The sequence below is a fragment of the Streptomyces sp. NPDC051636 genome (assembly GCF_044453765.1).
Taxonomy (GTDB): Bacteria; Actinomycetota; Actinomycetes; order Streptomycetales; family Streptomycetaceae; genus Streptomyces.
This window is the reverse complement of record NZ_JBITDA010000006.1, coordinates 246,084-271,357: the sequence shown is the minus strand read 5'-3', so window position 1 is coordinate 271,357 and position 25,274 is coordinate 246,084. Positions and strand designations below refer to the sequence as shown.

The 25,274-nt window shown below is 71.9% G+C and carries 21 protein-coding genes; 15 read left to right on the top strand and 6 right to left on the bottom strand.

The features are described 5' to 3' along the window. Positions 1-7: 7 nt before the first annotated feature. The 3 genes from ACIBBH_RS14675 (at position 8) to ACIBBH_RS14665 (ending at position 4,095) form a co-directional block, all read left to right on the top strand. Complete coding sequence (locus tag ACIBBH_RS14675) at positions 8-550, top strand: hypothetical protein (RefSeq protein ID WP_399404596.1); 543 nt, start codon at positions 8-10, stop codon at positions 548-550. Between the two features lie 195 nt (positions 551-745). Then, positions 746-934: a hypothetical protein gene (locus ACIBBH_RS14670; RefSeq protein WP_399404595.1), complete on the top strand. Its 189-nt coding sequence runs from the start codon at positions 746-748 to the stop codon at positions 932-934. A 116-nt stretch (positions 935-1,050) separates the two neighbouring features. Beyond that, a complete protein-coding gene (locus ACIBBH_RS14665; RefSeq protein WP_399404594.1) occupies positions 1,051-4,095 on the top strand; it encodes an AAA family ATPase in 3,045 nt (1,014 codons plus the stop codon). A 76-nt stretch (positions 4,096-4,171) separates the two neighbouring features. On the opposite strand, the gene ACIBBH_RS14660 is transcribed toward ACIBBH_RS14665, so the two are convergent. Beyond that, positions 4,172-5,320 carry a PQQ-dependent sugar dehydrogenase gene (locus ACIBBH_RS14660; protein ID WP_399404665.1) on the bottom strand — a complete coding sequence of 383 codons (1,149 nt, stop codon included), beginning with the start codon at positions 5,318-5,320 and terminating at the stop codon, positions 4,172-4,174. Between the two features lie 179 nt (positions 5,321-5,499). Further along, complete coding sequence (locus ACIBBH_RS14655; protein ID WP_399404593.1) at positions 5,500-6,498, bottom strand: aldo/keto reductase; 999 nt, start codon at positions 6,496-6,498, stop codon at positions 5,500-5,502. Positions 6,499-6,678: 180 nt separating this feature from the next. Between ACIBBH_RS14655 and ACIBBH_RS14650 the strand changes: the two genes are divergently transcribed. The 6 genes from ACIBBH_RS14650 to serA all read left to right on the top strand — a co-directional run bounded on the left by ACIBBH_RS14650 (position 6,679) and on the right by serA (position 16,551). After that, the gene (locus ACIBBH_RS14650) at positions 6,679-7,632 is read left to right on the top strand and encodes a 2-hydroxyacid dehydrogenase (protein ID WP_399404592.1); all 954 of its coding nucleotides are present in this window, start codon (positions 6,679-6,681) and stop codon (positions 7,630-7,632) included. Positions 7,633-7,943: 311 nt separating this feature from the next. Further along, on the top strand, positions 7,944-10,973 hold the full coding sequence (locus tag ACIBBH_RS14645; protein WP_399404591.1) for a putative bifunctional diguanylate cyclase/phosphodiesterase: 3,030 nt from the start codon (positions 7,944-7,946) through the stop codon (positions 10,971-10,973). Between the two features lie 243 nt (positions 10,974-11,216). After that, positions 11,217-13,070: an acetolactate synthase large subunit gene (locus ACIBBH_RS14640; protein WP_399404590.1), complete on the top strand. Its 1,854-nt coding sequence runs from the start codon at positions 11,217-11,219 to the stop codon at positions 13,068-13,070. Positions 13,071-13,090: 20 nt separating this feature from the next. After that, positions 13,091-13,615 (top strand): acetolactate synthase small subunit, encoded by a 525-nt coding sequence (gene ilvN, locus ACIBBH_RS14635; protein ID WP_043504310.1) that lies wholly within the window; start codon positions 13,091-13,093, stop codon positions 13,613-13,615. A 119-nt stretch (positions 13,616-13,734) separates the two neighbouring features. Continuing rightward, complete coding sequence (ilvC, locus tag ACIBBH_RS14630) at positions 13,735-14,733, top strand: ketol-acid reductoisomerase (protein WP_399404589.1); 999 nt, start codon at positions 13,735-13,737, stop codon at positions 14,731-14,733. A gap of 228 nt (positions 14,734-14,961) precedes the next feature. Further along, positions 14,962-16,551, top strand: a complete 1,590-nt coding sequence (serA, locus tag ACIBBH_RS14625) for a phosphoglycerate dehydrogenase (protein WP_399404588.1) — start codon at positions 14,962-14,964, stop codon at positions 16,549-16,551. Positions 16,552-16,623: 72 nt separating this feature from the next. On the opposite strand, the gene ACIBBH_RS14620 is transcribed toward serA, so the two are convergent. Continuing rightward, on the bottom strand, positions 16,624-18,162 hold the full coding sequence (locus ACIBBH_RS14620; protein ID WP_399404587.1) for an MFS transporter: 1,539 nt from the start codon (positions 18,160-18,162) through the stop codon (positions 16,624-16,626). A gap of 98 nt (positions 18,163-18,260) precedes the next feature. On the opposite strand from ACIBBH_RS14620, the gene ACIBBH_RS14615 reads away from it, so the two are divergent. Beyond that, a complete protein-coding gene (locus tag ACIBBH_RS14615; protein WP_399404586.1) occupies positions 18,261-18,839 on the top strand; it encodes a TetR/AcrR family transcriptional regulator in 579 nt (192 codons plus the stop codon). Here the strand turns inward: ACIBBH_RS14615 and ACIBBH_RS14610 are convergent. Beyond that, positions 18,814-19,056, bottom strand: a complete 243-nt coding sequence (locus ACIBBH_RS14610) for a hypothetical protein (protein ID WP_399404585.1) — start codon at positions 19,054-19,056, stop codon at positions 18,814-18,816. The genes ACIBBH_RS14615 and ACIBBH_RS14610 overlap by 26 nt on opposite strands. A 114-nt stretch (positions 19,057-19,170) precedes the next feature. Then, a complete protein-coding gene (locus tag ACIBBH_RS14605; protein ID WP_399404584.1) occupies positions 19,171-20,421 on the bottom strand; it encodes a PucR family transcriptional regulator in 1,251 nt (416 codons plus the stop codon). A gap of 163 nt (positions 20,422-20,584) precedes the next feature. On the opposite strand from ACIBBH_RS14605, the gene ACIBBH_RS14600 reads away from it, so the two are divergent. From ACIBBH_RS14600 to ACIBBH_RS14590, 3 genes are all read left to right on the top strand, one after another. Next, complete coding sequence (locus ACIBBH_RS14600; RefSeq protein WP_399404583.1) at positions 20,585-21,565, top strand: proline dehydrogenase family protein; 981 nt, start codon at positions 20,585-20,587, stop codon at positions 21,563-21,565. Between the two features lie 50 nt (positions 21,566-21,615). Beyond that, on the top strand, positions 21,616-23,247 hold the full coding sequence (pruA, locus tag ACIBBH_RS14595; protein WP_399404582.1) for an L-glutamate gamma-semialdehyde dehydrogenase: 1,632 nt from the start codon (positions 21,616-21,618) through the stop codon (positions 23,245-23,247). A gap of 85 nt (positions 23,248-23,332) precedes the next feature. Beyond that, positions 23,333-24,196 (top strand): alpha/beta fold hydrolase, encoded by an 864-nt coding sequence (locus tag ACIBBH_RS14590; RefSeq protein ID WP_399404581.1) that lies wholly within the window; start codon positions 23,333-23,335, stop codon positions 24,194-24,196. Positions 24,197-24,200: 4 nt separating this feature from the next. Here the strand turns inward: ACIBBH_RS14590 and ACIBBH_RS14585 are convergent, their stop codons facing one another. Next, entirely contained in the window at positions 24,201-24,572 is a 372-nt protein-coding gene (locus ACIBBH_RS14585; RefSeq protein ID WP_399404580.1) for a glycoside hydrolase family 97 C-terminal domain-containing protein, read from the bottom strand. Positions 24,573-24,584: 12 nt separating this feature from the next. Between ACIBBH_RS14585 and ACIBBH_RS14580 the strand changes: the two genes are divergently transcribed. Together ACIBBH_RS14580 and ACIBBH_RS14575 are read left to right on the top strand one after the other, a co-directional pair. After that, positions 24,585-25,139, top strand: a complete 555-nt coding sequence (locus tag ACIBBH_RS14580) for a GNAT family N-acetyltransferase (RefSeq protein WP_399404579.1) — start codon at positions 24,585-24,587, stop codon at positions 25,137-25,139. Continuing rightward, positions 25,136-25,270: a hypothetical protein gene (locus ACIBBH_RS14575; RefSeq protein WP_399404578.1), complete on the top strand. Its 135-nt coding sequence runs from the start codon at positions 25,136-25,138 to the stop codon at positions 25,268-25,270. Before ACIBBH_RS14580 ends, ACIBBH_RS14575 begins: the two co-directional genes overlap by 4 nt. Positions 25,271-25,274: the final 4 nt, after the last annotated feature.

The following is a 25,274-nucleotide window of genomic DNA, read 5'->3' as shown; positions in this document are numbered from 1 at the left end:
GCGAGGCATGGGAACGAAGACAGTGGACGCCACCCAGAACGACGATGAGCGCGCCGATGAGCATGTCGACGAGGTGACGGAGGCCGAGAACGCCGGGCCCGCGGCAGAAGCCGACGTCGAGGAGCCGGTGGCCGACGAGACCGAGCACGCGGGCCCCTCCGGAGTCGGACAGGGCGCCGGTGCCGTGGTCTCCGCCGCCCTGGGCCTGGTCTCGCTCACCGGCGGCTGGATCGGCACCGTGGCCGCCGCACGCGAGACCCTCGTCGGCCAGCTGCAGACCTCGTCGACCGCGAGCGTCGGCAAGCAGGTCAAGGAGGTCTACGGCGACGCCTGGCACACCACCGCGCTGTGGGCCGGCCTGTTCGCCCTGGCCGCGCTGATCACCGGCGTCGTCGTCCTGGCCCGGCCCGCCTTCGGCACCCCCGGCAAGCCGCAGGCCGCGTGGATCAAGTCGGTCGCCTGGGCGGGCGTCTCCCTCGGCGTCATCGGCCTGCTCCTGGCCGTCCTCAAGTACTCCGACGCCCTGCTGGCCCTGCCCTCCGCCGGCTGACACTCCGCAGACCTGAGGGGCCTTAGGGCGTCCGTGAGCACCTTACGGACGCCCTAAGGCCCCTTACGCGTCTCCCGTGCCCGTCAGGCCCGCCGAAGATGCGGAACACTCCCGATGCGGCCCGCCTCCCTGGGCGACGAAGGTGGAGGCATCCCGGAACGACCCGGGAAGCCACCTCGCACCAGGGGAGACATCATGTTCCAGTTCGAACTGCTCCAGGCCCGTTCCGCCGAACTGCGCCGCCGGGCCGAGCACGAGCGCCTGGTCCGCGAGGCCGTGCGCGCCCGTCGCGCCGCCCGTCGCGAGGAGGCCGCCCGCCGCGCCGCCGAGACCGAGGCCCATACCCGCGGCTCACGCCGGGACCGACTCGCCCGCGCCGCGTGACCGCGGGAGCGGAGGCGGGCGGCCGAACGGGGGTCGGCCGCCCGCTTCCGTATGGTCGTACGACGAATACCGTCGCGCTGTGGAAAACCCGTGTCACGTCGTCCGATCCGCATGCGATGCTCGGGCCCGTGGAGACCAGATCCGTCAGTCCCGTCTTCGTCGGCCGCACCGATGAACTGGGCGCCCTGAACGACGCGCTCGCCCGTGCCGGCACGGGCGAGCCGCAGGCCTTGGTGGTCGGCGGCGAGGCGGGCGTCGGCAAGACCCGGCTCGTCGAGGAGTTCGCCACCGCCGCCTGCCGTCAGGGCGCCTTCGTCGCGCTGGGCGGATGCGTGGAGATCGGCGCCGACGGGCTGCCCTTCGCTCCCTTCTCCACCGCCCTGCGCACGCTGCGCCAGGCCCTCCCCGGCGAACTCGCCGCCGCGACCGCCGGCCAGGAGGAGGAACTGGCCCGGCTGCTGCCCGAACTCGGCGAGGCCACCTCCAGCCGGCACGACGAACAGGGCACGGCCCGCCTCTTCGAACTCACCGCCCGCCTCCTCGAACGCGTCGCCGCCGAGCGCACCGTCGTCCTCGCCCTCGAGGACCTGCACTGGGCCGACGCCTCCACCCGCCACCTCCTCGCCTACCTCTTGCGCACCTTGCGCACCGGCCGTCTCGTGGTCCTCGCCACCTACCGCTCCGACGACATCCACCGCCGCCATCCCCTCAGGCCCCTGCTCGCCGAACTCGACCGGCTGCGCACCGTCCGCCGCCTCGAACTCGCACGCTTCACCCGCGAGGAGGTCGGCCGCCAGATCGCCGGCATCCTCGCCACCGAACCCGACCCCGCCCAGGTCGACGAGATCTTCGACCGCTCCGACGGCAACGCCTTCTTCGTCGAGGAACTCGCCGTCGCCACCTGCGAGGGCTGCTGCGCCGGCCTCACCGACTCGCTGCGCGACCTCCTCCTGGTCCGCGTCGAGGCACTGCCCGAGAGCGCCCAGGGGGTCGCCCGGATCGTCGCCGAGGGCGGATCCACCGTCGAGTACCGGCTCCTCGCCGCCGTCGCCCGGCTCGCCGAGGACGACCTCATCGAGGCACTGCGCGCCGCCGTGAACGCCAACATCCTCAGCGCCGCACCCTCCGGCGACGGCTACCGCTTCCGTCACTCCCTGGTCCGCGAGGCCGTCTCCGACGACCTGCTGCCCGGCGAGCGCTCCCGCCTCAACCGCCGCTACGCCGAGGCCCTGGAGGCCGACCCCACGCTCGTCCCCGCCGACGAACGCGTGATGCGCCTGGCCAGTTACTGGTACCGCGCCCACGACGCCGCCAAGGCCCTGCCCGCCGTCCTGGACGCCTCGGTCACCGCCCGCCGCCGGCACGCCTACAGCGAGCAACTGCGCCTTTTGGAGCGGGCGATGGAGCTGTGGGACAGCGCCCCCGAGGACGTACGGTCCGCCCTGCGCCCCGCCGACTACACCGAGGGCTATCCCCACTGCGGCTGCGACCCGGCCACCACCCCCCTGCGCTATCTCGACCTGCTGGCGGAGGCCACCGTCGCGGGCCGCTTCTGCGGAGAACGCGAACGCGGCCTGAAGATCGCCAAGCGGGCGCTGCGGCTGCTGGAGGACGATGACGACCCGCTGCGCGCCGCCTGGTTCTGGGCGCAGCGTTCCCGGCTGGTCCAGGCCCAGGCCCGGGGCGACGGCTGGAAGGAGCTGGCCACCGCACAGGAACTGGTGCGCGGACTGCCGCCGTCGGAGGTGCACGCCGAGGTCCTCGCCTACGTCGCCAACTGGTGCATGCTGCACGAGCCCGGGCCGGACGCCCTCGCCGCCGCCGAACGGGCCGTCGAGTACGCGCGCATGGTGGGCGCCCGTGAGATCGAGCTCCACGCCCGCCTCACCCTCGGCTGCCTCATGGTCGACGCGGGCGACACCGAAGCCGCGCTCGCCGGACTGCGCCAGGTCAAGGAGCAGGCACTCCAGGAAGGCGTCGTGCACGTCGCGGGCCGCGCCCATGTGAACCTTCCGAGCGAACTGCTGTCGGTAGGCCGGGCCCGGGAGGCCGTGCCGATCCTCCGGGAAGGCATCGCCTTCACCCGCAGGTTCGGCCTGCTGGACACCGAGGCATGGGTGTGGGGCAACCTCTCCGAGGCGCTGTACGTGCTCGGCAGCTGGGAGGAGGCCGCCGACGCCGCCGCGAACGCGCTCACCGTGGGCCACAGCGCCAAGCCCCAGGGCGCGGGCGCGCTCCGCCTCGCCCACCTCGCGCTCGGCCTCGGCGACGTCGCCGAGGCCGGCCGCCGGCTGGCCACCGCCCGCGCCCACTACGGCACCCACGACCCCATGCCCCAGCAGTGGCTGCCCCTGGCCCGCATCGCCGTCGGCGTCGCCGCCGCGGAGGGCCGGCTGCTCGACGCCCGCGCCGAACTGCTCTGCGCCCTCGACGCCGGCTTCCCGCCCGGCACGCACCGCTACGCCTGGCCCCTGCTGCTGGCCGCCGCCACCGCCGAGGCCGACGCCCGCACTCTGCCCGCGGCGGCGGAGGGCCGCACGGAGTACCTCGACCGCCTCAGCGAGGCCGTCAGGAAACTCACCACCGGCGCCCCCGTCTGGCTCGCCCACGAGAAGTGGACCCGCGCCGAACTGCTGCGCGCCGGCGGCGAGGACACCGCCAACACCTGGGCGGAGGTGGTCACCGCCTTCGAGTGCCTGGAGCGCCCCTACGACCTCGCCCGCGTCCGGCACCGGCTCGCCCAGGCCCTGCTGACCGACGGCGGCGACGACCAGCGCGACCGCGCCGCGGAACTGCTCCGCCTGGCCGGGGCCGTAGCCGACCACCTGGGCGCCCGTCCGCTCGCCGAGGCCGTCGCCCTGCTCGCCCAGCGTGCCCGCCTCACCCCGGCCCGCGTCCCCCGGCAGGCCCTCACCGCCGCCGACCCCGTCGAGGCGCTCGGCCTCACCAGCCGGGAGCGGGACGTGCTGCGCCTGGTGTCCGCCGGCCGCACCAACCGCCAGATAGCCGAGGAGCTCTTCATCTCCCCCAAGACGGCGAGCGTCCACGTGTCGAACATCCTGGGCAAGCTCGGCGTCTCGGGGCGCGGCGAGGCGGCGGCGGTGGCGCACCGGCTGAGTCTGTTCCCGCCCGAGCCGAGCACCGTCCGGACGGCGGGGTGAGACCGGGAAGAGGGCTCGGGGCTCAGGGGGTGTCGTTGGGAGCAGCGCGGACCCGGGGTGTTCCCCACGACACCCCCTAGGTCACCCGCGCCTCCAGGATGCGGTCGTCGCCCTTCTCCGGCGTGCCCCTGCCGTCCGTGTTGCTGGTGACCAGCCACATCCTGTCGCCGCCCGCCGCCACCACCGTACGCAGGCGGCCGTACTCGCCGGTGAGGAAGGCCTGCGGGGCCGCCGAGGCCTTCGTGCCGTTCAGCGGGACGCGCCACAGGCGCTGCCCCTTCAGGCCCGCCATCCAGATGACGCCCTTGACGTAGGCGATGCCGCTGGGGGAGGCGTCGTCGGTGTGCCACTGGGCGATGGGGTTCTGGTACCGGGTGTTGTCCGACCTGCCCTCGGCGTCCGGCCAGCCGTAGTCGGCGCCGGGCTTGATCGCGTTCAGCTCGTCCCAGGTGTCCTGTCCGAACTCCGAGGCGAACAGGCGCTGTCTGTCGTCCCAGGCGAGGCCCTGCACATTGCGGTGGCCGTAGGTGTACACCGGGGAGTCGGGGAACGGGTTGCCCGGGGCCGGCTCGCCCTCCGGGGTCATCCGCAGGATCTTGCCGCCCAGCGACTTCCTGTCCTGGGCCAGGCCCCGCTGCCCGCTCTCGCCGGTGCCCGCGTAGAGCATGCCGTCCGTTCCGAAGGCGATGCGGCCGCCGTTGTGGATGTAACCCTTGGGGATGCCCCTGAAGACCGTGTCGGGGGCGCCGAGTTGTTCGCCGGCGGGCCTGTGCTCGTCGTACAGCATCCGGACGATGCGGTTGTCCGAGGCGGAGGTGAAGTAGGCGTAGATCATGTGGTCCGAGGCGTAGTCGGGGGAGAGGGCGATGCCCAGCAGGCCGCCCTCGCCGGCCGGGGACACCCCGGAGACCTTGCCCAGCTCCGTCTTCTTCCCGGTCTTCTCGTCGACCCGGATGATCGTCCCGTCGTCGCGGGAGGAGACGAGCAGGCCGCCGTCCGGCAGGGGAGCGAGGCCCCACGGGGTCTTCAGGCCCTCGGCGACCGTGCGCAGCACCTTGACCGTGCCCTTGGCGGGCGGCGTCCGCTCGGCCGTCTGCCCCGAGGGGGACGCCCCGGACGCCGTACCCCCTGCCTTCGTACTCCCGCCGCTGCCCGGCGATCCCCCTCCGTCCGAGGAGCAGCCGGCCGTCAGCAGGAGCGCGGCCGCGGCCAGCACGGCCGTCACAGCTCGACGTCGCACGATCAAGGTCCCTTCAAGCGGCGGTTCCAACGGGCACCTTCACTCTCTCCTACATCGCCCGAGCGGCCCGGGTTCCCACTTCTCGCGGCGCGGCTCAGCGGGTTCGGGCGCGACGGTCCGGCTGCCGGGGAGCGGGGCCGCACGCAGAGCCCCGTGCCGCCCCCTCAGTCCCACGATCCCCGCGCCGCAGGCAGCCTCGACACCTCCGTCAGGTCCTCCGGTGCGAGGCGCAGAGCCACCGAGGACGCGTTCTCGGCCACCCAGCGCTCCTGCTTGGTGCCGGGGACCGGGACGACGTGGTGGCCCTGGGCCAGGATCCACGCGAGGGCCACCTGCGCGGGGGTCACCTCCTCGCCGTGCCGGCGGGCGATGCGGCGCAGGCCGGCGACGATCGGCTGGTTGGCGGCCATCATCTCGGCCGTGAAGCGGGGGTGGCGGGCGCGGACGTCGTCCGGCTCGAAGCCCTCGCCCGGGGTCAGCGTGCCGGTCAGGAAGCCGTTGCCCAGGGGCATCGCGGCCAGGAAGCCGACGCCACGGGCCTCGCACCACGGCAGCAGCCCGTCCAGCGCCTCCGGCGACCACACCGACAGCTCGGCCTGCACCGCGCTCACCGGGAAGACCTGCTGCACCCGCTGAAGCTGGCGCAGCGTGGCGTCGTGCAGCCGCCCCCCGGACCGGCGGCCGCCCCGCGCGCCCACCGCGCACAGCCCCAACGCCCGTACCTTTCCGGCCTGGACGAGCTCCGCCATCGCCCCCCACGTCTCCTCGACCGGCACCTCGGGGTCGGCGCGGTGGAGCTGGTAGAGGTCGATCACGTCCGTCTGCAGGCGGCGCAGCGACGCGTCGCACGCCCGCTTCACATACCCGGGGCGCCCGTTGGCCACGATGTGCTGCTCGCCGACCAGCAGGCCGACCTTGGTCGACACGAAGGCGTCCGCGCGCCGCTCCTTGAGCACCCGGCCCAGCAGCAACTCGTTGGTGAAGGGCCCGTACATGTCGGCCGTGTCCAGGAGCGTCGACCCCACGTCCAGCGCCCGCTGCACCGCCCTGACCGACTCCTCGCCCCGCTGCCGCGACCCGCTGTACGCCCAGCTCATCGGCATGCACCCGAGTCCGACGGCCCCCACCGTGAGCGCCCCCGCGCCGATCGTCCTGCGCTCCACCTGGTCGTGAACCTCCCTCTGCCCGCCCCCAACCTAACCTCTGCGCCCGCGCACGCCTGACCTAGGGCCTGCCCGGCGGACCCGGCAGGAGACGCGGGGTCTGGCACGCGCATCTGCGCTCACAAGGCACCGCCACGTATCTCCTGCCTGACCCGCCGGACAGGCCCTAGCCTCCAGAGCATGACTGCTGACGTATGGCTGCCCATCCCGCCGGAGGAGATCGACGGGCTCCCCGAAGGACCCCGGTACCGGTTCTGGAACGGGGAGGAGGAATTCCCCGCGGACCCGGCCGACTGCGCCTTCTACGTCGTGCCCTACATGAAACCCAGCGACCTGTGCGTACGCCCGCTGCCGTACATGACCTCCGTGCAGGTGCTGCAGACCCTCTCCGCCGGCATCGACCACGTGCAGCCCGGCCTGGGCCGACTGCGCCCGGGCGTGCGGCTGTGCAACGCGCGCGGTGTGCACGAGGCCAGCACCGCCGAACTCACGCTCACGCTGGTCCTCGCCTCGCTGCGCGGCATCCCCGACTTCGTCCGGGCCCAGGACAGAGGGGAGTGGCTCGGCGGTTTCCGCCCGGCCCTCGCCGACAAGAGCGTCCTCATCGTCGGCTACGGCTCCATCGGCGCCGCCATCGAGGATCGGCTCGCGCCCTTTGAGCTCGCGCGGGTGGCGCGCGTCGCGCGCTCACGGCGCACCACGGCGCGCGGTCCGGTGCATCCGCTCACCGAACTGCCTTCCCTGCTCCCCGAGGCGGACGTCGTCGTCCTGTCCACCCCCTTGACAGAGGCCACCCGCGGCCTCGTCAACGCAGATTTCCTCGCCCGGATGAAGGACGGAGCGCTGCTGGTGAACGTGGCCAGGGGGCCCGTCGTCGACACCAAGGCGCTGCTCGCGGAGCTGGAGACCGGGCGCCTCACCGCCGCCCTGGACGTCACCGACCCCGAGCCGCTGCCCCCGGCGCATCCCCTGTGGCGGGCGCCGGGCGTGCTGATCAGCCCGCATGCGGGTGGCCCCACCTCGGCCTTCCTGCCGCGCGCCGAGCGGTTGCTCGCGGACCAGTTGCACCGTTTCGTGAACCGCGAGCCCCTGCGCAACGTGATCCTTACAACAGGCTCCTCGGCAGGCGCGTAAGCCCCTCCGGGTACGCTCCGCGATCTCGCGGACGCGGTGCGTACGCACATCTCCGCTGGTAGTTACGGAGCGTAGAGAAGCTATGTCCCTGAGTGACGATACTGGTGTATCGTCCCGACAGGGGCTGCGCCGCGGACCATTCGGCGCCGGGGATGGACATTTCAGAATTTGTGAGGGGGGCGACGGGCGATGCACGGCCTATGGACGAACGATCCGACGCGGCGGAGCCGCCGACGGCGACCCTGGCGCAAGGCCACGCGCAGACGTGGCCACCACACCGGCCACCACCAGCAACTGGCCGGGAGGGCCCGGTGAGCCCCCCGCCCGTGACCACCACCATCGACCGGGCGCTGCGGGCACAGCGTCCGTCGGGGACACTGCTGCCCCGTCCGCCGGCCTCCGGCGACGGTTCACGCCTGGTCCACCAACTGGTCCTGGCCGTGGTGTGCGCGGGATACGCCGTCGGTTCCGCGTTCGGCTGGGGCTCGGAGGAAGTCGCGCTGATCATGGGTGACTTCGGCCTGACCGCCGCGGCGGGCGCCGCCGCCGTCTCGTGCTTCCTCCACGCCCGCAGCCCCAGGGTCCGCTTTCGGTCCGCCTGGCTGCTGTTCGCCCTCTCGTCGGCGATGGCGGCCCTGGGCAACGCGGTCTGGGGGTGGTACGAGGTCGTGCTGGACCAGGCCGTGCCCAGTCCCAGCTACGCCGACCTGTTCTTCCTGTGCTTCGCGCCGCCCGCCATCGTGGGACTGCTCGTGCTCGCCAAGCGCCCGGTGAGCAAGGCGGGCTGGATCTGCCTGGCGCTGGACGCCTGGCTGATCGGCGGCTCGCTGCTCACCCTGTCGTGGAGTCTCGCGCTCGCCCAGGCCGCGCGGTTCGACGGGCCGAGCGTGGCGCACGCGGCCCTGTCGCTGGCGTACCCGCTGCTCGACATCGCGCTCGTCAGCATGGTGCTCGCGCTGCACTTCCGGCGCACCCCGGGCAACCGCACCGCGGTGAACACCGCGATCGGTGCGCTCGCCCTGACCGTGATGTGCGACGCCCTGTTCACCTCGCCGCTGCTGCACAGCAGCTACCACTCGGGCCAGCTGCTCGACGCGGGCTGGTTCGCCGGCTCGCTGCTCCTGGCGTACGCCCCCTGGGCCGCTTCCCGCAGCGGCCAGGCGGAGGCGCGCGTTCCGGACAGGCACACGCGCGTGGTCCACGAGCACGTGCCCGGCCAGCGCACCGGCGGCCACCACCAGGCACAGGCGTCCGCGCCCGTGCCCGCGCCGGGGGGTGATCACAGCCGGTACGCGGCGGGCCCGCCGCTCACCGGCTCCCTGGCCGCGCTCACCCCGTACCTGGCAGCAGCCGTGTGCACCCTGGGCATCCTCTACAACGTCCTCGATGGCCGCAGCCCCGACCACGTGGTGCTCATCACGGCCGGCTGCGTCGTGCTCGCGCTCGTGGTGCGCCAGGGGATCATGCTCCTCGAAAACATGACCCTCACCCAGGAACTGGCCCAGAAGGAGAACCACTTCCGCTCCCTGGTGCAGGGCTCCAGCGACGTCATCATGATCGCCGCCCCCAACGGCATCCTCCGGTACGTCTCCCCGGCCGCCGCCGGGGTCTACGGACGGCCCGCCGAGGAGCTGGTGGGTACGGAACTGGCCAATCTCATCCACCCGGAGGACCTGGGCTGCGTGGTGCACGAGGTGCGCCGGTTCCTCGCCGCAAGCCCGCTCGAGGAACCCACCACCCGCATCGAGTGCCGTTTCCGGTCCGGCGACGGAGGCTGGCTCAACGTCGAGTCCACCGTCAACCGCCACCACGGCGGTCTCATCTTCAACAGCCGGGACGTGACCGAAAGGGTGCGGCTGCAGGCGCAACTGCAGCACAACGCCGAGCACGACCCGCTCACCGACCTGCCCAACCGCGCCCTGTTCACCCAGCGCGTGCAGCAGGCCCTGTCCGGCCGCCGCGCCTCCGACCGCGGCGACCGCCTGCGCGGCACAGCCGTCCTCTTCATCGACCTGGACGGGTTCAAGGCCGTCAACGACACCATCGGGCACCAAGCCGGGGACGAACTGCTCGTCCAGGCCGCCCGCAGGCTCCAGGACTCGGTCCGGCAGGGAGACACCGCCTCCCGGCTGGGCGGCGACGAGTTCGCGGCCCTGATCGTCGGGGACGGCACCCGGGACCGTGCCGCCCGGGAGCGGAACATCCTGGAGCTCGCCGACCGCCTCAGGCTCACGCTCTCCCAGCCGTATCTCATCGACGGCAACGATGTCCGTGTCAACGCCTCCATCGGTGTCGCCTTCGCCGAACCCGGCCTCGGCGCGGGCGAACTGCTGCGCAACGCCGACCTCGCCATGTACCGGGCCAAGTCGGCCGGAAAGGGCCGGGTCGAGCTGTACAAGCCGCAGATGCAGCAGGACGTCGTACGCAAGGCGGAGCTGGCCACGCGGCTGCGTGCCGCACTGCACGACGGCGAGTTCGCGCTTTTGCACCAGCCGGTGGTGTGCCTGGACAACGGCCGGATCACCTCGGTCTGCGCCCAGGCGCGCTGGCGCTCCTCCCAGGGGGTGCTGTTCACCCCGGCCGAGTTCCTGCGGGTGGCCGAGGACAGCGACAAGACGTCGGAGCTGGACCGCTGGATCCTCGAGGAGGCCGTCGAGCAGGCCGCCGGGCGGGCCGCGACCGGCCTCACCGCGCCCGTGGCCGTCCGGATGAGCGCCCGGCGGCTGCTGGACCGCTCGCTGCCGCCCGGCTCGGTGGAGGCCCTCCTCACCCGGCACGGGCTACCCCCGGGCTCGCTGATCCTCGAACTGTCCGACGCCGATCCCCGGATCGGCCTGGACGAGCTGGAGCGGCGCCTGACCGCCCTCAGCCGGCTGGGCGTCCGGATCGCGCTGGACGGTTTCGGCAGCGGCTACGCGGCGATCACGGCACTGCGCAGGCTCCCCGTCGACGTGCTGAAGCTCGACCGCAGCCTGGTCGACGGCGTCGTGGAGTCGGCGCGGCTGCACAAGATCACCAGTGGGCTGCTCCGCATCGCCACCGACCTCGGGCTGCAGTCCGTGGCCGAGGGCGTGGACGTCCCGGAGCAGGTCGTGGCACTGCGCGCGATGGGCTGCACGCACGGGACGGGCATGGCGTTCTCCGGTCCGCTGGACGAGTACCGGCTGCGCCGAGCGCTCGGATCCGGCCACTATCCGGTCCCGCACGCACCGGCCGAGCCGGCGTTCACGGTCGGCGGCGCGGGGGTGTACACCAGTGGTGTCACCGGCGGTGTCTCCGCCGTCTTCGGAGGCGGCAGTGCCCTTCGTTCACATAATGAGACTCCCGTCCCACCCACTTGACACGTGGTGCGTGCCGGGGGGAGGGTCAGTGCCATGCGCACCCGAATTCTCGTACTTGGACAGCGCGTCGGCTGAGCTGGGACCCACCGGAGGACGATCCGGAAACCCCAGCGACCTCACCGGCGCGCTCCCCTCGCTTGCCCTACGGCACGAGGGGTTTTTTGTTGCACAGGCACCTGCCGTACAGCAGTCGTACACCGCACAAACCTCGCAAAAACCCTCAGCATCGAGAAGAGAATGCCGATGACCGAGCAGGCCACCGGGGCCCACCATCCGCAGCCGCGGCCCCGTTCCGGAGGACCGCAGTCCACCCCCGTCGAGCACGTCACGGGTGCGCAGTCCCTCATCCGCTCCCTCGAGGAGGTCGGCGCTGACACGGTATTCGGCATTCCCGGCGGCGCGATCCTCCCGGCGTACGACCCGCTGATGGACTCCACCAAGGTGCGCCACGTCCTGGTCCGCCACGAGCAGGGCGCCGGCCACGCGGCCACCGGCTACGCGCAGGCCACCGGCAGGGTCGGCGTCTGCATGGCCACCTCGGGGCCGGGTGCGACCAACCTGGTCACCCCGATCGCCGACGCGCACATGGACTCGGTGCCGCTTGTGGCGATCACCGGCCAGGTGGCGTCCAAGGCGATCGGCACGGACGCCTTCCAGGAGGCGGACATCGTCGGCATCACCATGCCGATCACCAAGCACAACTTCCTGGTCACCAAGGCCGAGGACATCCCCAGGACGATCGCCGAGGCCTTCCACATCGCCTCCACCGGCCGGCCCGGCCCGGTCCTGGTCGACATCGCCAAGGACGCACTCCAGGCGAGGACCACCTTCCAGTGGCCGCCCACCACGGACCTGCCCGGCTACCGCCCGGTGACCAAGCCGCACGCCAAGCAGATCCGCGAGGCCGCCAAGCTGATCACCTCCGCCAGGCGGCCGGTCCTGTACGTCGGCGGCGGTGTCCTCAAGGCCCACGCCACCGCTGAGCTCAAGGTCCTCGCCGAACTCACCGGAGCGCCCGTCACCACCACCCTGATGGCGCTCGGCGCGTTCCCCGACAGCCACCCGCTGCACGTGGGAATGCCGGGCATGCACGGTTCGGTCACCGCCGTCACCGCGCTGCAGAAGGCCGACCTGATCGTCGCCCTCGGAGCCCGCTTCGACGACCGCGTCACCGGCAAGCTGGACAGCTTCGCCCCGTACGCCAAGATCGTCCACGCCGACATCGACCCCGCCGAGATCGGCAAGAACCGCGCCGCCGACGTGCCGATCGTCGGGGACGCCCGCGAGGTCATCGCCGACCTGATCCAGGCCGTCCAGAAGGAACACAGCGAGGGCCACAAGGGCGACTACACCGCCTGGTGGAAGGACCTCGGCCGCTGGCGCGAGACCTACCCGCTCGGCTACGACCAGCCCGAGGACGGCTCCCTGTCCCCGCAGCAGGTCATCGAGCGCATCGGTCAGCTCGCCCCCGAGGGCACGATCTTCGCGGCGGGCGTCGGCCAGCACCAGATGTGGGCGGCGCACTTCATCCAGTACGACAAGCCCGCCACCTGGCTGAACTCCGGCGGCGCCGGGACGATGGGCTACGCGGTCCCGGCCGCCATGGGCGCCAAGGCCGGGCAGCCGGACCGCGCCGTCTGGGCGATCGACGGCGACGGCTGCTTCCAGATGACGAACCAGGAGCTCACCACCTGCGCCCTGAACAACATCCCGATCAAGGTCGCCATCATCAACAACGGCGCCCTCGGGATGGTCCGCCAGTGGCAGACCCTCTTCTACAACCAGCGGTACTCCAACACCGTGCTGCACTCCGGCCCCGGGGCAGACGGCAAGCAGCCGAGCGCCGGCACCCGCGTCCCCGACTTCGTGAAGCTGTCGGAGGCCATGGGCTGCTACGCGATCCGCTGCGAGCGGCCGGAGGACCTGGACAAGGTCATCGAAGAGGCGAACTCCATCAACGACCGCCCGGTCGTCGTCGACTTCATCGTCCACGAGGACGCGATGGTGTGGCCGATGGTCGCCGCCGGCACCTCCAACGACGAGATCATGGCCGCCCGGGACGTCCGCCCCGACTTCGGCGACAACGAAGACGACTGAGCGAGAGAGACGAAAGAGAAATGTCCAAGCACACGCTCTCCGTCCTGGTGGAGAACACCCCGGGCATCCTCGCCCGGATCGCCGCCCTGTTCTCCCGCCGCGGCTTCAACATCGACTCGCTCGCGGTCGGCGTCACCGAGCACCCCGACATCTCCCGCATCACCATCGTGGTGAACGTCGAGGACCTCCCGCTGGAGCAGGTGACCAAGCAGCTCAACAAGCTCGTCAACGTGCTGAAGATCGTCGAGCTGGAGCCGGGTTCGGCCGTTCAGCGCGAACTCGTTCTGGTGAAGGTGCGCGCCGACAACGAGACGCGCTCCCAGATCGTCGAGATCGTCCAGCTGTTCCGCGCCAAGACCGTCGACGTCTCCCCGGAGGCCGTGACGATCGAGGCCACCGGCAGCAGCGACAAGCTGTCGGCCATGCTCAAGATGCTGGAGCCGTACGGCATCAAGGAACTGGTCCAGTCCGGCACCATTGCGATCGGCCGCGGCGCCCGTTCGATCACGGACCGCTCGCTGCGGGCGCTGGACCGGTCGGCGTAAGGACGCGTCGGGCGGCCGGGTGACACCGGCCGCCCGTATACCGAGACCCCGAAACTTCCCTTCCGCCCGCCGTCATACGGTGGGACGCAACACCTGCACTCCCGAGGAGAGAACCCAAAGTGGCCGAGCTGTTCTACGACGCTGACGCCGACCTGTCCATCATCCAGGGCCGCAAGGTCGCGGTCATCGGCTACGGCAGCCAGGGCCACGCCCACGCGCTGTCGCTGCGCGACTCGGGTGTCGACGTGCGGGTCGGTCTGCACGAGGGCTCGAAGTCCAAGGCGAAGGCCGAGGAGCAGGGCCTGCGCGTGGTGACGCCGTCTCAGGCCGCCGCCGAGGCCGACGTCATCATGATCCTGGTCCCGGACCCGATCCAGGCCCAGGTCTACGAGGAGCACATCGCCTCGAACCTGAACGACGGCGACGCCCTGTTCTTCGGTCACGGCTTCAACATCCGCTTCGGCTTCATCAAGCCCCCGGCCGGTGTGGACGTCTGCATGGTCGCCCCGAAGGGCCCTGGCCACCTGGTGCGCCGTCAGTACGAGGAGGGGCGCGGCGTTCCCTGCATCGCCGCCGTCGAGCAGGACGCCTCCGGAGGCGCCTTCGCGCTGGCGCTGTCGTACGCCAAGGGCATCGGCGGTACCCGCGCCGGCGTCATCAAGACGACCTTCACCGAGGAGACCGAGACCGACCTGTTCGGTGAGCAGGCCGTGCTCTGCGGTGGTACGGCCGCGCTGGTCAAGGCGGGCTTCGAGACGCTGACCGAGGCCGGTTACCAGCCGGAGATCGCCTACTTCGAGTGCCTGCACGAGCTGAAGCTGATCGTGGACCTCATGTACGAGGGCGGCCTGGAGAAGATGCGCTGGTCGATCTCCGAGACCGCCGAGTGGGGCGACTACGTCACCGGCCCGCGCATCATCACGGACGCCACCAAGGCCGAGATGAAGAAGGTCCTCGCCGAGATCCAGGACGGCACGTTCGCCCAGGCCTGGATGGACGAGTACCACGGCGGTCTGAAGAAGTACAACGAGTACAAGCAGCAGGACTCCGAGCACCTGCTGGAGACCACCGGCAAGCAGCTGCGCAAGCTGATGAGCTGGGTGAACGAGGAGGCGTAGGCTTCCAGAGGGGCCGGAGCGACCGCTCCGGCCCCCTTGTCCATCCCGTCCTGCCACGGACGGGTGATCCTTCCGCAGAGGCGTAAGACACCACCTCCCACGCCACTAGACTGCTGCACAACACGCGTCAGGCCCACAGCGTCGTGCGTCTTCCGCGGCTAGCCACCCTCCACCGCCTGCGGCCGTCGGGACGGCCGTCCGCATGCATTGGACTTGTGAGGACCTCACGTGAGCTCGAAACCCGTCGTACTCATCGCTGAAGAGCTTTCGCCCGCGACCGTCGACGCGCTCGGCCCGGACTTCGAGATCCGGCACTGCAACGGCGCCGACCGAGCCGAACTGCTGCCCGCCATCGCCGAGGTGGATGCGATCCTGATCCGCTCCGCCACCAAGGTCGATGCCGAGGCGATCGCCGCCGCGCGCAAGCTGAAGGTCGTCGCGCGAGCCGGCGTCGGCCTGGACAACGTCGACGTCTCCGCCGCCACCAAGGCCGGCGTGATGGTCGTCAACGCCCCCACCTCCAACATCGTGACCGCCGCCGAGCTGGCCTGCGGTCTGATCCTCGCCACCGCCCGCAACATCCCGCAGGCCAACGCCGCGCTGAAGAACGGCGAGTGGAAGCGCAGCAAGTACACCGGCGTCGAGCTGGCCGAGAAGACCCTCGGTGTCGTCGGTCTCGGCCGCATCGGCGCGCTCGTCGCGCAGCGCATGTCCGCGTTCGGCATGAAGGTCGTCGCGTACGACCCCTACGTCCAGCCCGCCCGCGCCGCGCAGATGGGCGTCAAGGTGCTGTCGCTGGACGAGCTGCTCGAGGTCTCCGACTTCATCACGGTGCACCTGCCGAAGACCCCCGAGACGGTCGGTCTGATCGGCGACGAGGCGCTTCGCAAGGTCAAGCCGAGCACGCGGATCGTCAACGCCGCGCGCGGTGGCATCGTCGACGAGGAGGCGCTGTACTCCGCCCTCAAGGAGGGGCGCGTCGCGGGCGCCGGCCTGGACGTGTACGCCAAGGAGCCGTGCACCGACTCCCCGCTGTTCCAGTTCGACCAGGTGGTGTGCACTCCGCACCTCGGCGCGTCGACGGACGAGGCGCAGGAGAAGGCCGGTATCGCCGTCGCCAAGTCGGTGCGTCTCGCGCTCGCCGGTGAACTGGTGCCGGACGCGGTGAACGTCCAGGGCGGTGTCATCGCCGAGGACGTCAAGCCGGGCCTGCCGCTCGCCGAGCGCCTCGGCCGCATCTTCACCGCGCTCGCGGGCGAGGTCGCGGTCCGCCTCGACGTCGAGGTGTACGGCGAGATCACCCAGCACGACGTGAAGGTGCTGGAGCTCAGCGCCCTCAAGGGCGTCTTCGAGGACGTCGTCGACGAGACGGTGTCGTACGTCAACGCCCCGCTGTTCGCCCAGGAGCGCGGTGTCGAGGTGCGCCTGACCACGAGCTCCGAGTCGGCCGAGCACCGCAACGTGGTCACCGTGCGCGGCACGCTCGCGGACGGCGAGGAGGTGTCGGTGTCCGGCACGCTGGCCGGCCCGAAGCACCTGCAGAAGATCGTCGCGGTCGGGGAGTACGACGTCGACCTCGCGCTCGCCGACCACATGGTCGTGCTGCGGTACGAGGACCGGCCGGGCGTCGTCGGCACCGTCGGCCGCATCCTCGGCGAGGCGGGCATCAACATCGCCGGCATGCAGGTCGCGCGCGCGGCGGCGGGCGGCGAGGCACTGGCGGTCCTGACGGTGGACGACACGGTGGACTCCGGTGTTCTGGCCGAGGTCGCCGCGGAGATCGGGGCGACGTCGGCCCGCTCGGTGAACCTCGTCTGAGGAACGTCCGCAGACACCGGACGGGCTGGGAAACCAGCCCGTCCGGTGTTTTTTGCGCGCTCCGGGGTGTCCTCAGGCGGCCGCCTTCTCCCGCTCCGTGGCCTCCACGCCTTCCGTGACATCCCGCACGTGAACCCGCCGCAGGCTCACCGCCGCCGCGACCGCCGCCCCCGCGAGCAGCAGCGCCCCCGCGATCGCCGCTGCGTGCATCCCGCTGGTGAACGCCTCCCGTGCCGCCGTGGCCAGCCCCGGGACGTGGCCGGCGACGGCCAGCGCGCCGCCGAGGGTCTCGTGGGCCGCGGCCGGAGCGGCGGCCGGGATGTCGTGGCGGTAGACCGCCGTGCCGATGGAGCCGAGGACCGCCATGCCGAGGGCGCCGCCGAACTCGGTGCCGGTCTCCATCACGGAGGAGGCCGCGCCCGCCCGCTCGACCGGGGCGGCGCTCATGGCCAGGTCGGACAGCTGGGACATCACGACCACGACCCCGGAGGCCAGGACGCCGGCGGCGGCGAGCACCAGCCAGAGGGAGTCGGTGCCGGCCAGGGCGAGCATGCCGTAGCCGGCCGCGGTGACGGCGAAGCCGGCGGCGACGACGTACCCGCGGTTGGCGCCCTTCTGGACGAGCTGGGCCGCCACCGGCCCGGCGACGCCGATGAGCACCGAGGGGAGCAGGCTCCACAGCGCGGCCTGCAGGGGGCTCTTGCCGAGGACCGACTGCAGGTACTGGGTGGTGAAGAGGGCCGAGCCCATCATCCCGAAGGCGGAGACCAGGGTCAGCACGATCGACGGGGTGAAGCCGTGGGCGCGGAACAGGGCCGGTGAGATCAGCGGGGAGGCCGCGGTGCGCTGCCGGTGGACGAACAGCGCGGCGAAGACCAGGCCGACGGTCACCGAAACGACGTACCGCAGGTGCCAGCCCTCGGACGGGATCTCCTTGAGGCCGTAGATCACGGGAAGCACGGCGGCCATCGACAGCGGCACGCTCAGCCAGTCGAAGCGGCCGGGGTTCGTGCTCCTGGACTCCGGGAGCAGGACCGGGCCGAGGGCCAGCAGGAGCAGCATCGCGGGCAGGTTGACCAGGAAGACCGAGCCCCACCAGAAGTGTTCGACGAGGATGCCGCTCAGCACCGAGCCGAGCGCGATCCCGCCCGTCATCACGCCGGACCACAGGCCGATCGCCTTCGCGCGCTGGCCGGGGTCGGTGAACATCGTGCGCACCAGGGCCATGGTCGAGGGCATCAGGGTGGCCCCGCCGATGCCCAGCACCGCGCGGGCGGCGATCAGGGTCTCGGCGCTCCCGGCGTACGCCGCGAGCACCGAGGCGGTGCCGAAGGCGGCGGCGCCGATGAGGAGCAGCCGGCGGCGGCCGATGCGGTCGCCCAGGGAGCCCATCGTCATCAGCAGGCCGGCCAGGACGAAGCCGTAGACGTCGAAGATCCACAGCTGCTGGGTACCGGTCGGGCGCAGGTCGGCGTTGATCGCGGGAATCGCGAAGTACAGGACCGAGACGTCCATGGAGACCAGCAGCAGCGGCAGCATCAGCACGCCGAGGGCGGTCCATTCGCGGCGCCCGGCACGGGTGGTCGGGGTGGCGCTCGTCGAGTTCGTCATGCCAGGAAATGTACACACGTATAAAACGGCTGTCTAGAACGATCGTATAGGTCAACTGTCTAGGACGGTTGTATGGATGCGGGACTACACTGGTCCGCATGGGACACCGTGAGGATCTGCTCGAAGGCGCCAAGCGCTGCCTGCTGGAAAAGGGCTTCGCCCGCACGACGGCGCGCGACATCGTCAAGGCTTCGGGAACCAACCTGGCCTCGATCGGCTACCACTACGGCTCGAAGGACGCGCTGCTGGCGCAGGCCTACATCTCACTGGTGGAGGGCAAGTCGGACGACTTCGGGGGAGCCGGGGACGGCGGGATCCACGGGGCGCCCGGCTCGCTGGAGCGGTTCCGGGCGGTGTGGTCGAACATCGTCGACAGCATGCGGGAGCCCGATTCGATGTGGCGGCTCAGCGTGGAGGTCATGACCATCCAGCTGCCCGAGGTGCGTGACCACCTCGCCCGCGCCCAGCGTGAGGGCGGACGGGGCCTGGTCGCGCTGCTCATGGGCGTGCCGGAGGAGGAGGTGTCGGACGAGAGCGCCGACACCGTCGGCCGGTTCTATCTCACGCTGATGACCGGGCTCATCGCGCAGTGGACGTTCGACCCGAAGACCGCGCCCGACGGGGACGCCCTCACCGAGGGCCTGCGGCAGATCATCGAGGCCGCCGCCCGGACGTGACAGCCGCTTCCGCCGTCACGCGGCCGCAGGAGGCGTTCCGCGCCGCCGGGCCCGGCGCCGGCAGCACCGCCGCGGCTGTCAGGGCGAAGGTCCACGGATACCCGGTGTGCCCCGCGGCCAGGCCGAACCCCGCCGCACCGACGCCCAACCCGGCGTCGTACCCGAGGTTCCACAGCGCGGTCACCGTGCCGTAGGACGGGCGGTCGACCCCGCGCACTCAGCAGGATGCGCGACGTCCTTGTCCACCGGATGCCCTGGTTGGCGGCGGGAGGCGGTGCCTCGGGCGAACAGGCCGCCTGATCCGCGCATCGAGAGGCGGAGCCCGCAGGAGCTAGAGCCGCGCCCCCTTCAACGCCATGTGCAGCAGCAGCCGGTCCTCCCCGTCGTCCAGGTCCAGGCCCGTCAGCTGCTCGACCCTGGACAGCCGGTAGTACAGGGTCTGGCGGTGGATGCCCAGTTCGGCGGCGGTGCGGCCGGCCTGGCCCGCGCAGTCGAGGTAGACCTCGGCGGTGCGGGCCAGCTCATGGTGGGCGGGGGTGAGCAGCGGGGCGACCACGGGATCGTGGGCGGCCTCGGGCGGCAGGGAGGTCAGCAGCCGGTACGGGCCGATCCGCGCCCACTCGGCGACCGGTGCGAACCGCGGCTCCGCCAGTGCCGCTCGGGCCGCCGCGGACGCCTCCTGCCAGGCGGTCCCCAACTCGGCGAGCCCCAGCCGCGCGGCGGCGACCCCGGCGGCGGCACCCGGCCCGCCCGCTCCGCCGCGTCCCCCGGTACCGGCTCCCCTGCCCCTACTCCCCGCCCGCTCCAGCAGCCGGCCCGCCGCCGACACCGCCGGAGTCACGGCGTCCGTCGACCGCAGCCGCACCAGCAGCGCGAGGGACTGCGCGGACGTGCCCCACGGCACCGTGCACAGCGCGGTCGCGCCCGGCAGCGTACGTACGGACGGCGCGTCGTCCGGGTCGGCGGACGGCCAGGGCGCCACGCACACCACCGTGTGCGGGCCGTCCGCGCGCGGGCCGAGGGCCGTGCGCAGCTCGGCCACCGCCATGTCCCGCTGCCAGCCCGGCTCGGCGATGAGCACCGCCCGCAGCTCCCGGGTGAGGTCCGCGCCGTGCTGCGCCTCGTCCGCGAGCAGCGCGCCGATCCGGGCCGCGACCTCCATCGCCGCGGACAGCTGCCGCTCGCTCGGGCCCGGGTCGTCGTCCAGGAGCCAGACGTATCCGAGGACGACACCCCGATGACGTACGGGAAGGCAGATGCGCCCCCGGTACACCCCCGCCTCCGGCGTCGGCGGAATACGGACCGGGCCGGTCGCCCGCGTGATGCCGAAGCCCTCGAACCACGCCCGCACCGCCGCCGTCGAGCGCCGGGTCAGGATCGAGCGGGTGCGCACCGGGTCCAGCGCCGAGGCGTCCAGCTCCCCTTCGCTGTCGTACGCGCCGAAGGCGATCAGCTCGAAGTCGCGGTTCTCCAGCGTCGCCGGAGCACCGAGGAGCTCCGAGATCTCGTCCACGAGCTCCTGGTAGTCACCCATGCCTTTGAAAGGCGCAACATCGGACGTCACCCTGGCATTCTCCCGCATACCCGAGCCGCCTTCATACATCTGTCTGAGATCGGGTGCACGGATGCGTGACAGCTGTCGATGGCCGACGATCGGAGAGATCCTTAGGTTTCACGGTGGTTCTCCGTGCCGTACCCGAATGGTCGGGTATCGGCCTTCTTTGCCCTTGTTGTGGAGGTGCCCCGTGCTGGGTCCCGTGATTCTCGCCGCGTCGCGCAGCGACCGGATGCGACGTCTGATCTCGGCGGCCCCGGTGACCAAGCAGGTCGTCGACCGCTTCATCCCCGGCGAGACCGTCGACGACATCGTCCCCGTCATCGAGGACCTCACCGCCAAGGGCCTGGAACTGACCATGGACGTGGTCGGCGAGGACATCACCACCCCCGAGCAGGCCACCGCCGCCCGGGACGCCTACCTGGCTCTGGTCGACCGCCTCAAGCAGCTGGAGCTGGGGGAGAGGGTCGAGATGTCGGTCAAGCTGTCGATGTTCGGGCAGTCCCTCCCGTCGCCCACCACCGCCCTCGACCGAGGGCCCTCCGGGCCCGCCCCCGCATTCCCCGGCGGGCACGAGCTCGCGCTCGCCAACGTCCGCCCGGTCGTCGAGGCCGCCGCCGCCATCGGCACGACCGTCACCCTGGACGCCGAGGACCACACCACCCTCGACTCGATGTTCGCCATCCACGAGGAGCTGCGGAAGGACTTCCCGCAGACCGGCTGCGTCATCCAGGCCTACCTCTTCCGCACCGAGGCCGACGCCCGCCGCCTGGCCGCCTGCGGCAGCCGCGTCCGCCTGGTCAAGGGCGCCTACAAGGAACCCGCAGACGTCGCCCACCAGCAGAAGCACGAGATCGACAAGGCGTACGTCCGGATCCTGAAGATCCTCATGGACGGCGGGGGATACCCGATGATCGGCTCCCACGACCCGCGCCTGATCACCATCGCGCAGGAACTCGCCCACCGTGCCGGGCGCAAACTGGACGAGTACGAGTTCCAGATGCTCTACGGCATCCGCAGCGACGAGCACCTGCGGCTGGCCGCCGAGGGCCACCGCATGCGCGTCTACACCGCCTACGGCACCGACTGGTACGGCTACTTCATGCGGCGCCTCGCGGAGAAGCCGGCCAACCTGCGCTTCTTCGTCCGCAGCATGATCACCAAGGGCTGAGCCCCGCCCCCCGCCCGCAACACCGCTCACCTCAAGGAGTTACGGATCTCATGGACGCTGTGACCCAGGTCCCCACCCCCGTCAACGAGCCGGTGCACGGCTACGCCCCCGGCTCGCCCGAGCGCGCCCGGCTGGAGGCCAAGCTGAAGGAGCTGGCCGACAACCCGATCGACCTGCCCTGCACCATCGGCGGTGAGAAGCGGATGGGCGGCGGCGAGGCCTTCCAGGTCGTCCAGCCGCACAACCACAAGGCCGTCCTCGGCACCTACCGCAACGCCACCCAGCAGGACGCGAAGGACGCCATTGACGCGGCCCTCGCCGCCGCGCCGGCCTGGCGCGCGATGTCCTTCGACGACCGCGCCGCGATCATCCTGCGCGCCGCCGAGCTGCTGGCCGGCCCCTGGCGCGAGACGCTCGCCGCCTCCACGATGCTCGGCCAGTCGAAGACGGCCCAGCAGGCCGAGATCGACTGTCCCTGCGAGCTGGTCGACTTCTGGCGCTTCAACGTCCACTACGCCCGCCAGATCCTGGCCGAGCAGCCCCCGGCCAACTCCCCGGGCGTCTGGAACCGCCTCGACCACCGCCCGCTGGAGGGCTTCGTCTACGCGATCACGCCGTTCAACTTCTCGGCGATCGCGGCCAACCTGCCCACCGCGCCCGCGCTGATGGGCAACGTGGTGGTCTGGAAGCCGTCTCCGACGCAGACCCACGCCGCCGTCCTCCTCCTGCGGCTGCTGGAGGAGGCGGGCCTGCCCAAGGGCGTCATCAACCTCGTCACCGGCGACGGCGTCGCGGTCTCCGAGGTCGCCCTGGAACACCGCGACCTGGCGGGCATCCACTTCACGGGCTCGACCAAGACCTTCCGGTACCTGTGGAAGACGGTCGGCAACAACATCGAGAAGTACCGCTCCTACCCGCGCCTGGTCGGCGAGACCGGCGGCAAGGACTTCGTCGTCGCCCACCCGAGCGCCGACCGCGCCGTCCTCAAGACCGCCCTCACCCGCGGTGCCTTCGAGTACCAGGGCCAGAAGTGCTCGGCGACGTCCCGGGCGTACATCCCGGCGTCCATCTGGAACTCCGGCTTCAAGGAGGAGTTCGCCGCCGAGGTCGACTACCTGACCATGGGCGACGTCACCGACCTGTCGAACTTCGTCGGCGCGGTCATCGACGAGCGGTCCTTCGCGAAGAACAAGGCCGCGATCGACCGGGCGAAGGCCGACCCTGCCTGCACGATCGTCGCGGGCGGCAGCTACGACGACTCGGTCGGCTACTTCGTCCGCCCGACCGTCATCGAGTGCACCGACCCGGAGAACGAGGTCTTCACCACCGAGTACTTCGGCCCGATCCTCGCCGTGCACGTCTACGAGGACGACAAGTACGACGAGATGCTGACCCAGATGGAGTCGGTGTCCGACTACGCCCTGACCGGCTCGGTCATCGCGAACGACCGTGCGGCGGCGGCGTACACGATGGAGAAGCTGCGCTACGCGGCCGGCAACTTCTACATCAACGACAAGTCGACCGGCGCCGTCGTCGGCCAGCAGCCCTTCGGCGGCGGCCGGTCCTCCGGCACCAACGACAAGGCCGGCGCCCCGCAGAACCTGATGCGCTGGACCCTGACCCGCGCCATCAAGGAGACGCTGGTCCCGCCGACCGACTACGCCTACCCGCACATGGGCTGACCGCCCTCCCGCGCGCGGGCCGGGAAGCCCGCCACAAGCTGGGCTTCCCGGCCCGTTTCCCTGTCCGCCCGGGCAGACTGGCGCCATGACCCGGACGGAGAGCGAGACGGTCGAGACGGACGACGGGGTACGGCTGTGGGCGGCCCGGACCGGCGAGGGGGAGCCGCCGCTCGTGCTGTGCCACGGCGGCCCGGGCCTGTGGGACATGTTCACGGACGTGGCCGCAACTCTGGCGGACGTGACCCCGGTCGTGCGCTGGGACCAGCGCGGGTGCGGCCGGTCCGAGCGGTGCGCCGGACCGTGGACGAGCGAGCGCTTCGTGGCCGACCTGGACGCCGTGCGACGGCACTTCGGCCTGGACCGCATGCCCCTGCTCGGCCACTCCTGGGGCGCTCAGCTGGCGCTGAGCTACGCGCTGGCCCGCCCGGAGCGGGTGAGCGCGCTGGTGTACGTGTCCGGTACGGGCATCGGGCCGGACGCCGACTGGCATCCCGCCTTCCGGGAGAACTTCCTCGCCCGGCTCGGCGAGCACCCCGAACGACTCGCCCGCTGGCAGGAGTTGACGAACCGGCCGCTCCTCTCCGAGGAGGAGGACCGGGAACGGGCGGTGCTCCAGTGGTCCATCGACTTCGAAGACCGGGAACGGGACCTGGACCACGCCCGCCGGATGGCCGACCCCTGGCTGGGGATCAACGCCGAGTGCGGCAAGGCCCTCAACGAGGAGCGGAAACGCACCTGGGGCACGCCCGAGCTCTACGCCGCCTGCCAGTCCCTCTACCTCCCGGTGACGATCATCGACGGCGCCCGTGACATCCGCCCCCGCACGGCCGTGGACTCCCTGGAGCGGGCCCTGCCCCGCGTCCGCCGGGTGAGCCTCCCGGACGCCGGGCACCTGCCGTGGGCCGAGGATCCCGAGGGCTTCGGGGAGGCGGTGGCGGCAGCCCTGTGAGCCGTTACCTCTCGCAGGTGGTGCGGCCCTCGTGCCAACGGCAGGCGAGTGCCGCGAAGCCGCCGTCCGTGATGACGGGGACCGACAGGGTGGCGCCGGCGCGGACGGCGTGCGTGGTGCGCACCAGACCCGACGGGCCGTCCGTCAGCGTTTCGACCAGCCGGCGGCCCGCGCCCAGCCGCAGCGGCACGTCGGCCGTGTGCGCCGCGCCCGCGAACGTGCCGCCGACGAACCAGCGGCCGTCCGCCGACCGCCGGGCCGGCACGGCCGAGCGGCCCGGATCGCCGGTGAGGAGGCGGGTCCGATGGGGGATGGAGGGGGCGGACGGGGCCGTCAAGGGCGCGGACGGGGTGAGGCCGCGGACAGGTCGGATCACAATACTGAGGTGATGGCCACCTCCCCGCCCCTCGCCCGCCTTCGCACCGCCCACACCGCCGACCTCACCGCCGCCGACCTCCGCGCCGCCCGCGCCCTCCTGGACGCGGCCTTCGACGGGGACTTCTCCGACGAGGACTTCGAGCACGGGCTCGGCGGCATGCACGCCCTCGCCCACGACGACGCCGGGCTCGCCGCGCACGGCTCGGTGGTCATGCGCCGGGTACGGCACCGGGGGCGCTGGCTGCGCGTGGGATACGTCGAGGCCGTCGCCGTGCGGCCCGACGTGCGCCGTACCGGATGGGGCGGGCAGGTGATGGCCGCCCTGGAACGGATCGTCGACCGGGCCTACGACCTCGGCGCGCTCTCCGCGAGCGATGACGGCGCCCGGCTGTACGCCGCCCGCGGCTGGCGGTTGTGGACCGGCCGGGTCCGCGCCCTGTCGCCGGACGGGATCGTCCACCTGCCGGACGAGGAGGACAGCACCTACGTGCGCCCCGCGCTCGCCGGGCCGCCCGACCCCGCGCACGACCTGCTCTTCGACTGGCGGGACGGGGATGTCCTGTGATCACCCAGACCCGCTCGGCGGGCTGCGTCGCCACCGCCGGCCCGGCCTCCGCGGCGGCCTTCCGGGCGCTCCTCCGGGAGCTGCGGGCGTTGCGCCCGCGTACGGTGAAACCGCAGGTCGCAGCGGTGTGACCCA

Bases quoted from the DNA above. Each gene is read 5' to 3' on its own strand.
- ACIBBH_RS14675 (WP_399404596.1), top strand. From the start codon at position 8: ATGGGAACGAAGACAGTGGACGCCACCCAGAACGACGATGAGCGCGCC.
- ACIBBH_RS14670 (WP_399404595.1), top strand. From the start codon at position 746: ATGTTCCAGTTCGAACTGCTCCAGGCCCGTTCCGCCGAACTGCGCCGC.
- ACIBBH_RS14665 (WP_399404594.1), top strand. From the start codon at position 1,051: ATGCTCGGGCCCGTGGAGACCAGATCCGTCAGTCCCGTCTTCGTCGGC.
- ACIBBH_RS14650 (WP_399404592.1), top strand. From the start codon at position 6,679: ATGACTGCTGACGTATGGCTGCCCATCCCGCCGGAGGAGATCGACGGG.
- ACIBBH_RS14640 (WP_399404590.1), top strand. From the start codon at position 11,217: ATGACCGAGCAGGCCACCGGGGCCCACCATCCGCAGCCGCGGCCCCGT.
- ilvN (WP_043504310.1), top strand. From the start codon at position 13,091: ATGTCCAAGCACACGCTCTCCGTCCTGGTGGAGAACACCCCGGGCATC.
- ACIBBH_RS14620 (WP_399404587.1), bottom strand. From the start codon at position 18,162: ATGACGAACTCGACGAGCGCCACCCCGACCACCCGTGCCGGGCGCCGC.
- ACIBBH_RS14615 (WP_399404586.1), top strand. From the start codon at position 18,261: ATGGGACACCGTGAGGATCTGCTCGAAGGCGCCAAGCGCTGCCTGCTG.
- ACIBBH_RS14605 (WP_399404584.1), bottom strand. From the start codon at position 20,421: ATGCGGGAGAATGCCAGGGTGACGTCCGATGTTGCGCCTTTCAAAGGC.
- pruA (WP_399404582.1), top strand. From the start codon at position 21,616: ATGGACGCTGTGACCCAGGTCCCCACCCCCGTCAACGAGCCGGTGCAC.
- ACIBBH_RS14590 (WP_399404581.1), top strand. From the start codon at position 23,333: ATGACCCGGACGGAGAGCGAGACGGTCGAGACGGACGACGGGGTACGG.
- ACIBBH_RS14580 (WP_399404579.1), top strand. From the start codon at position 24,585: ATGGCCACCTCCCCGCCCCTCGCCCGCCTTCGCACCGCCCACACCGCC.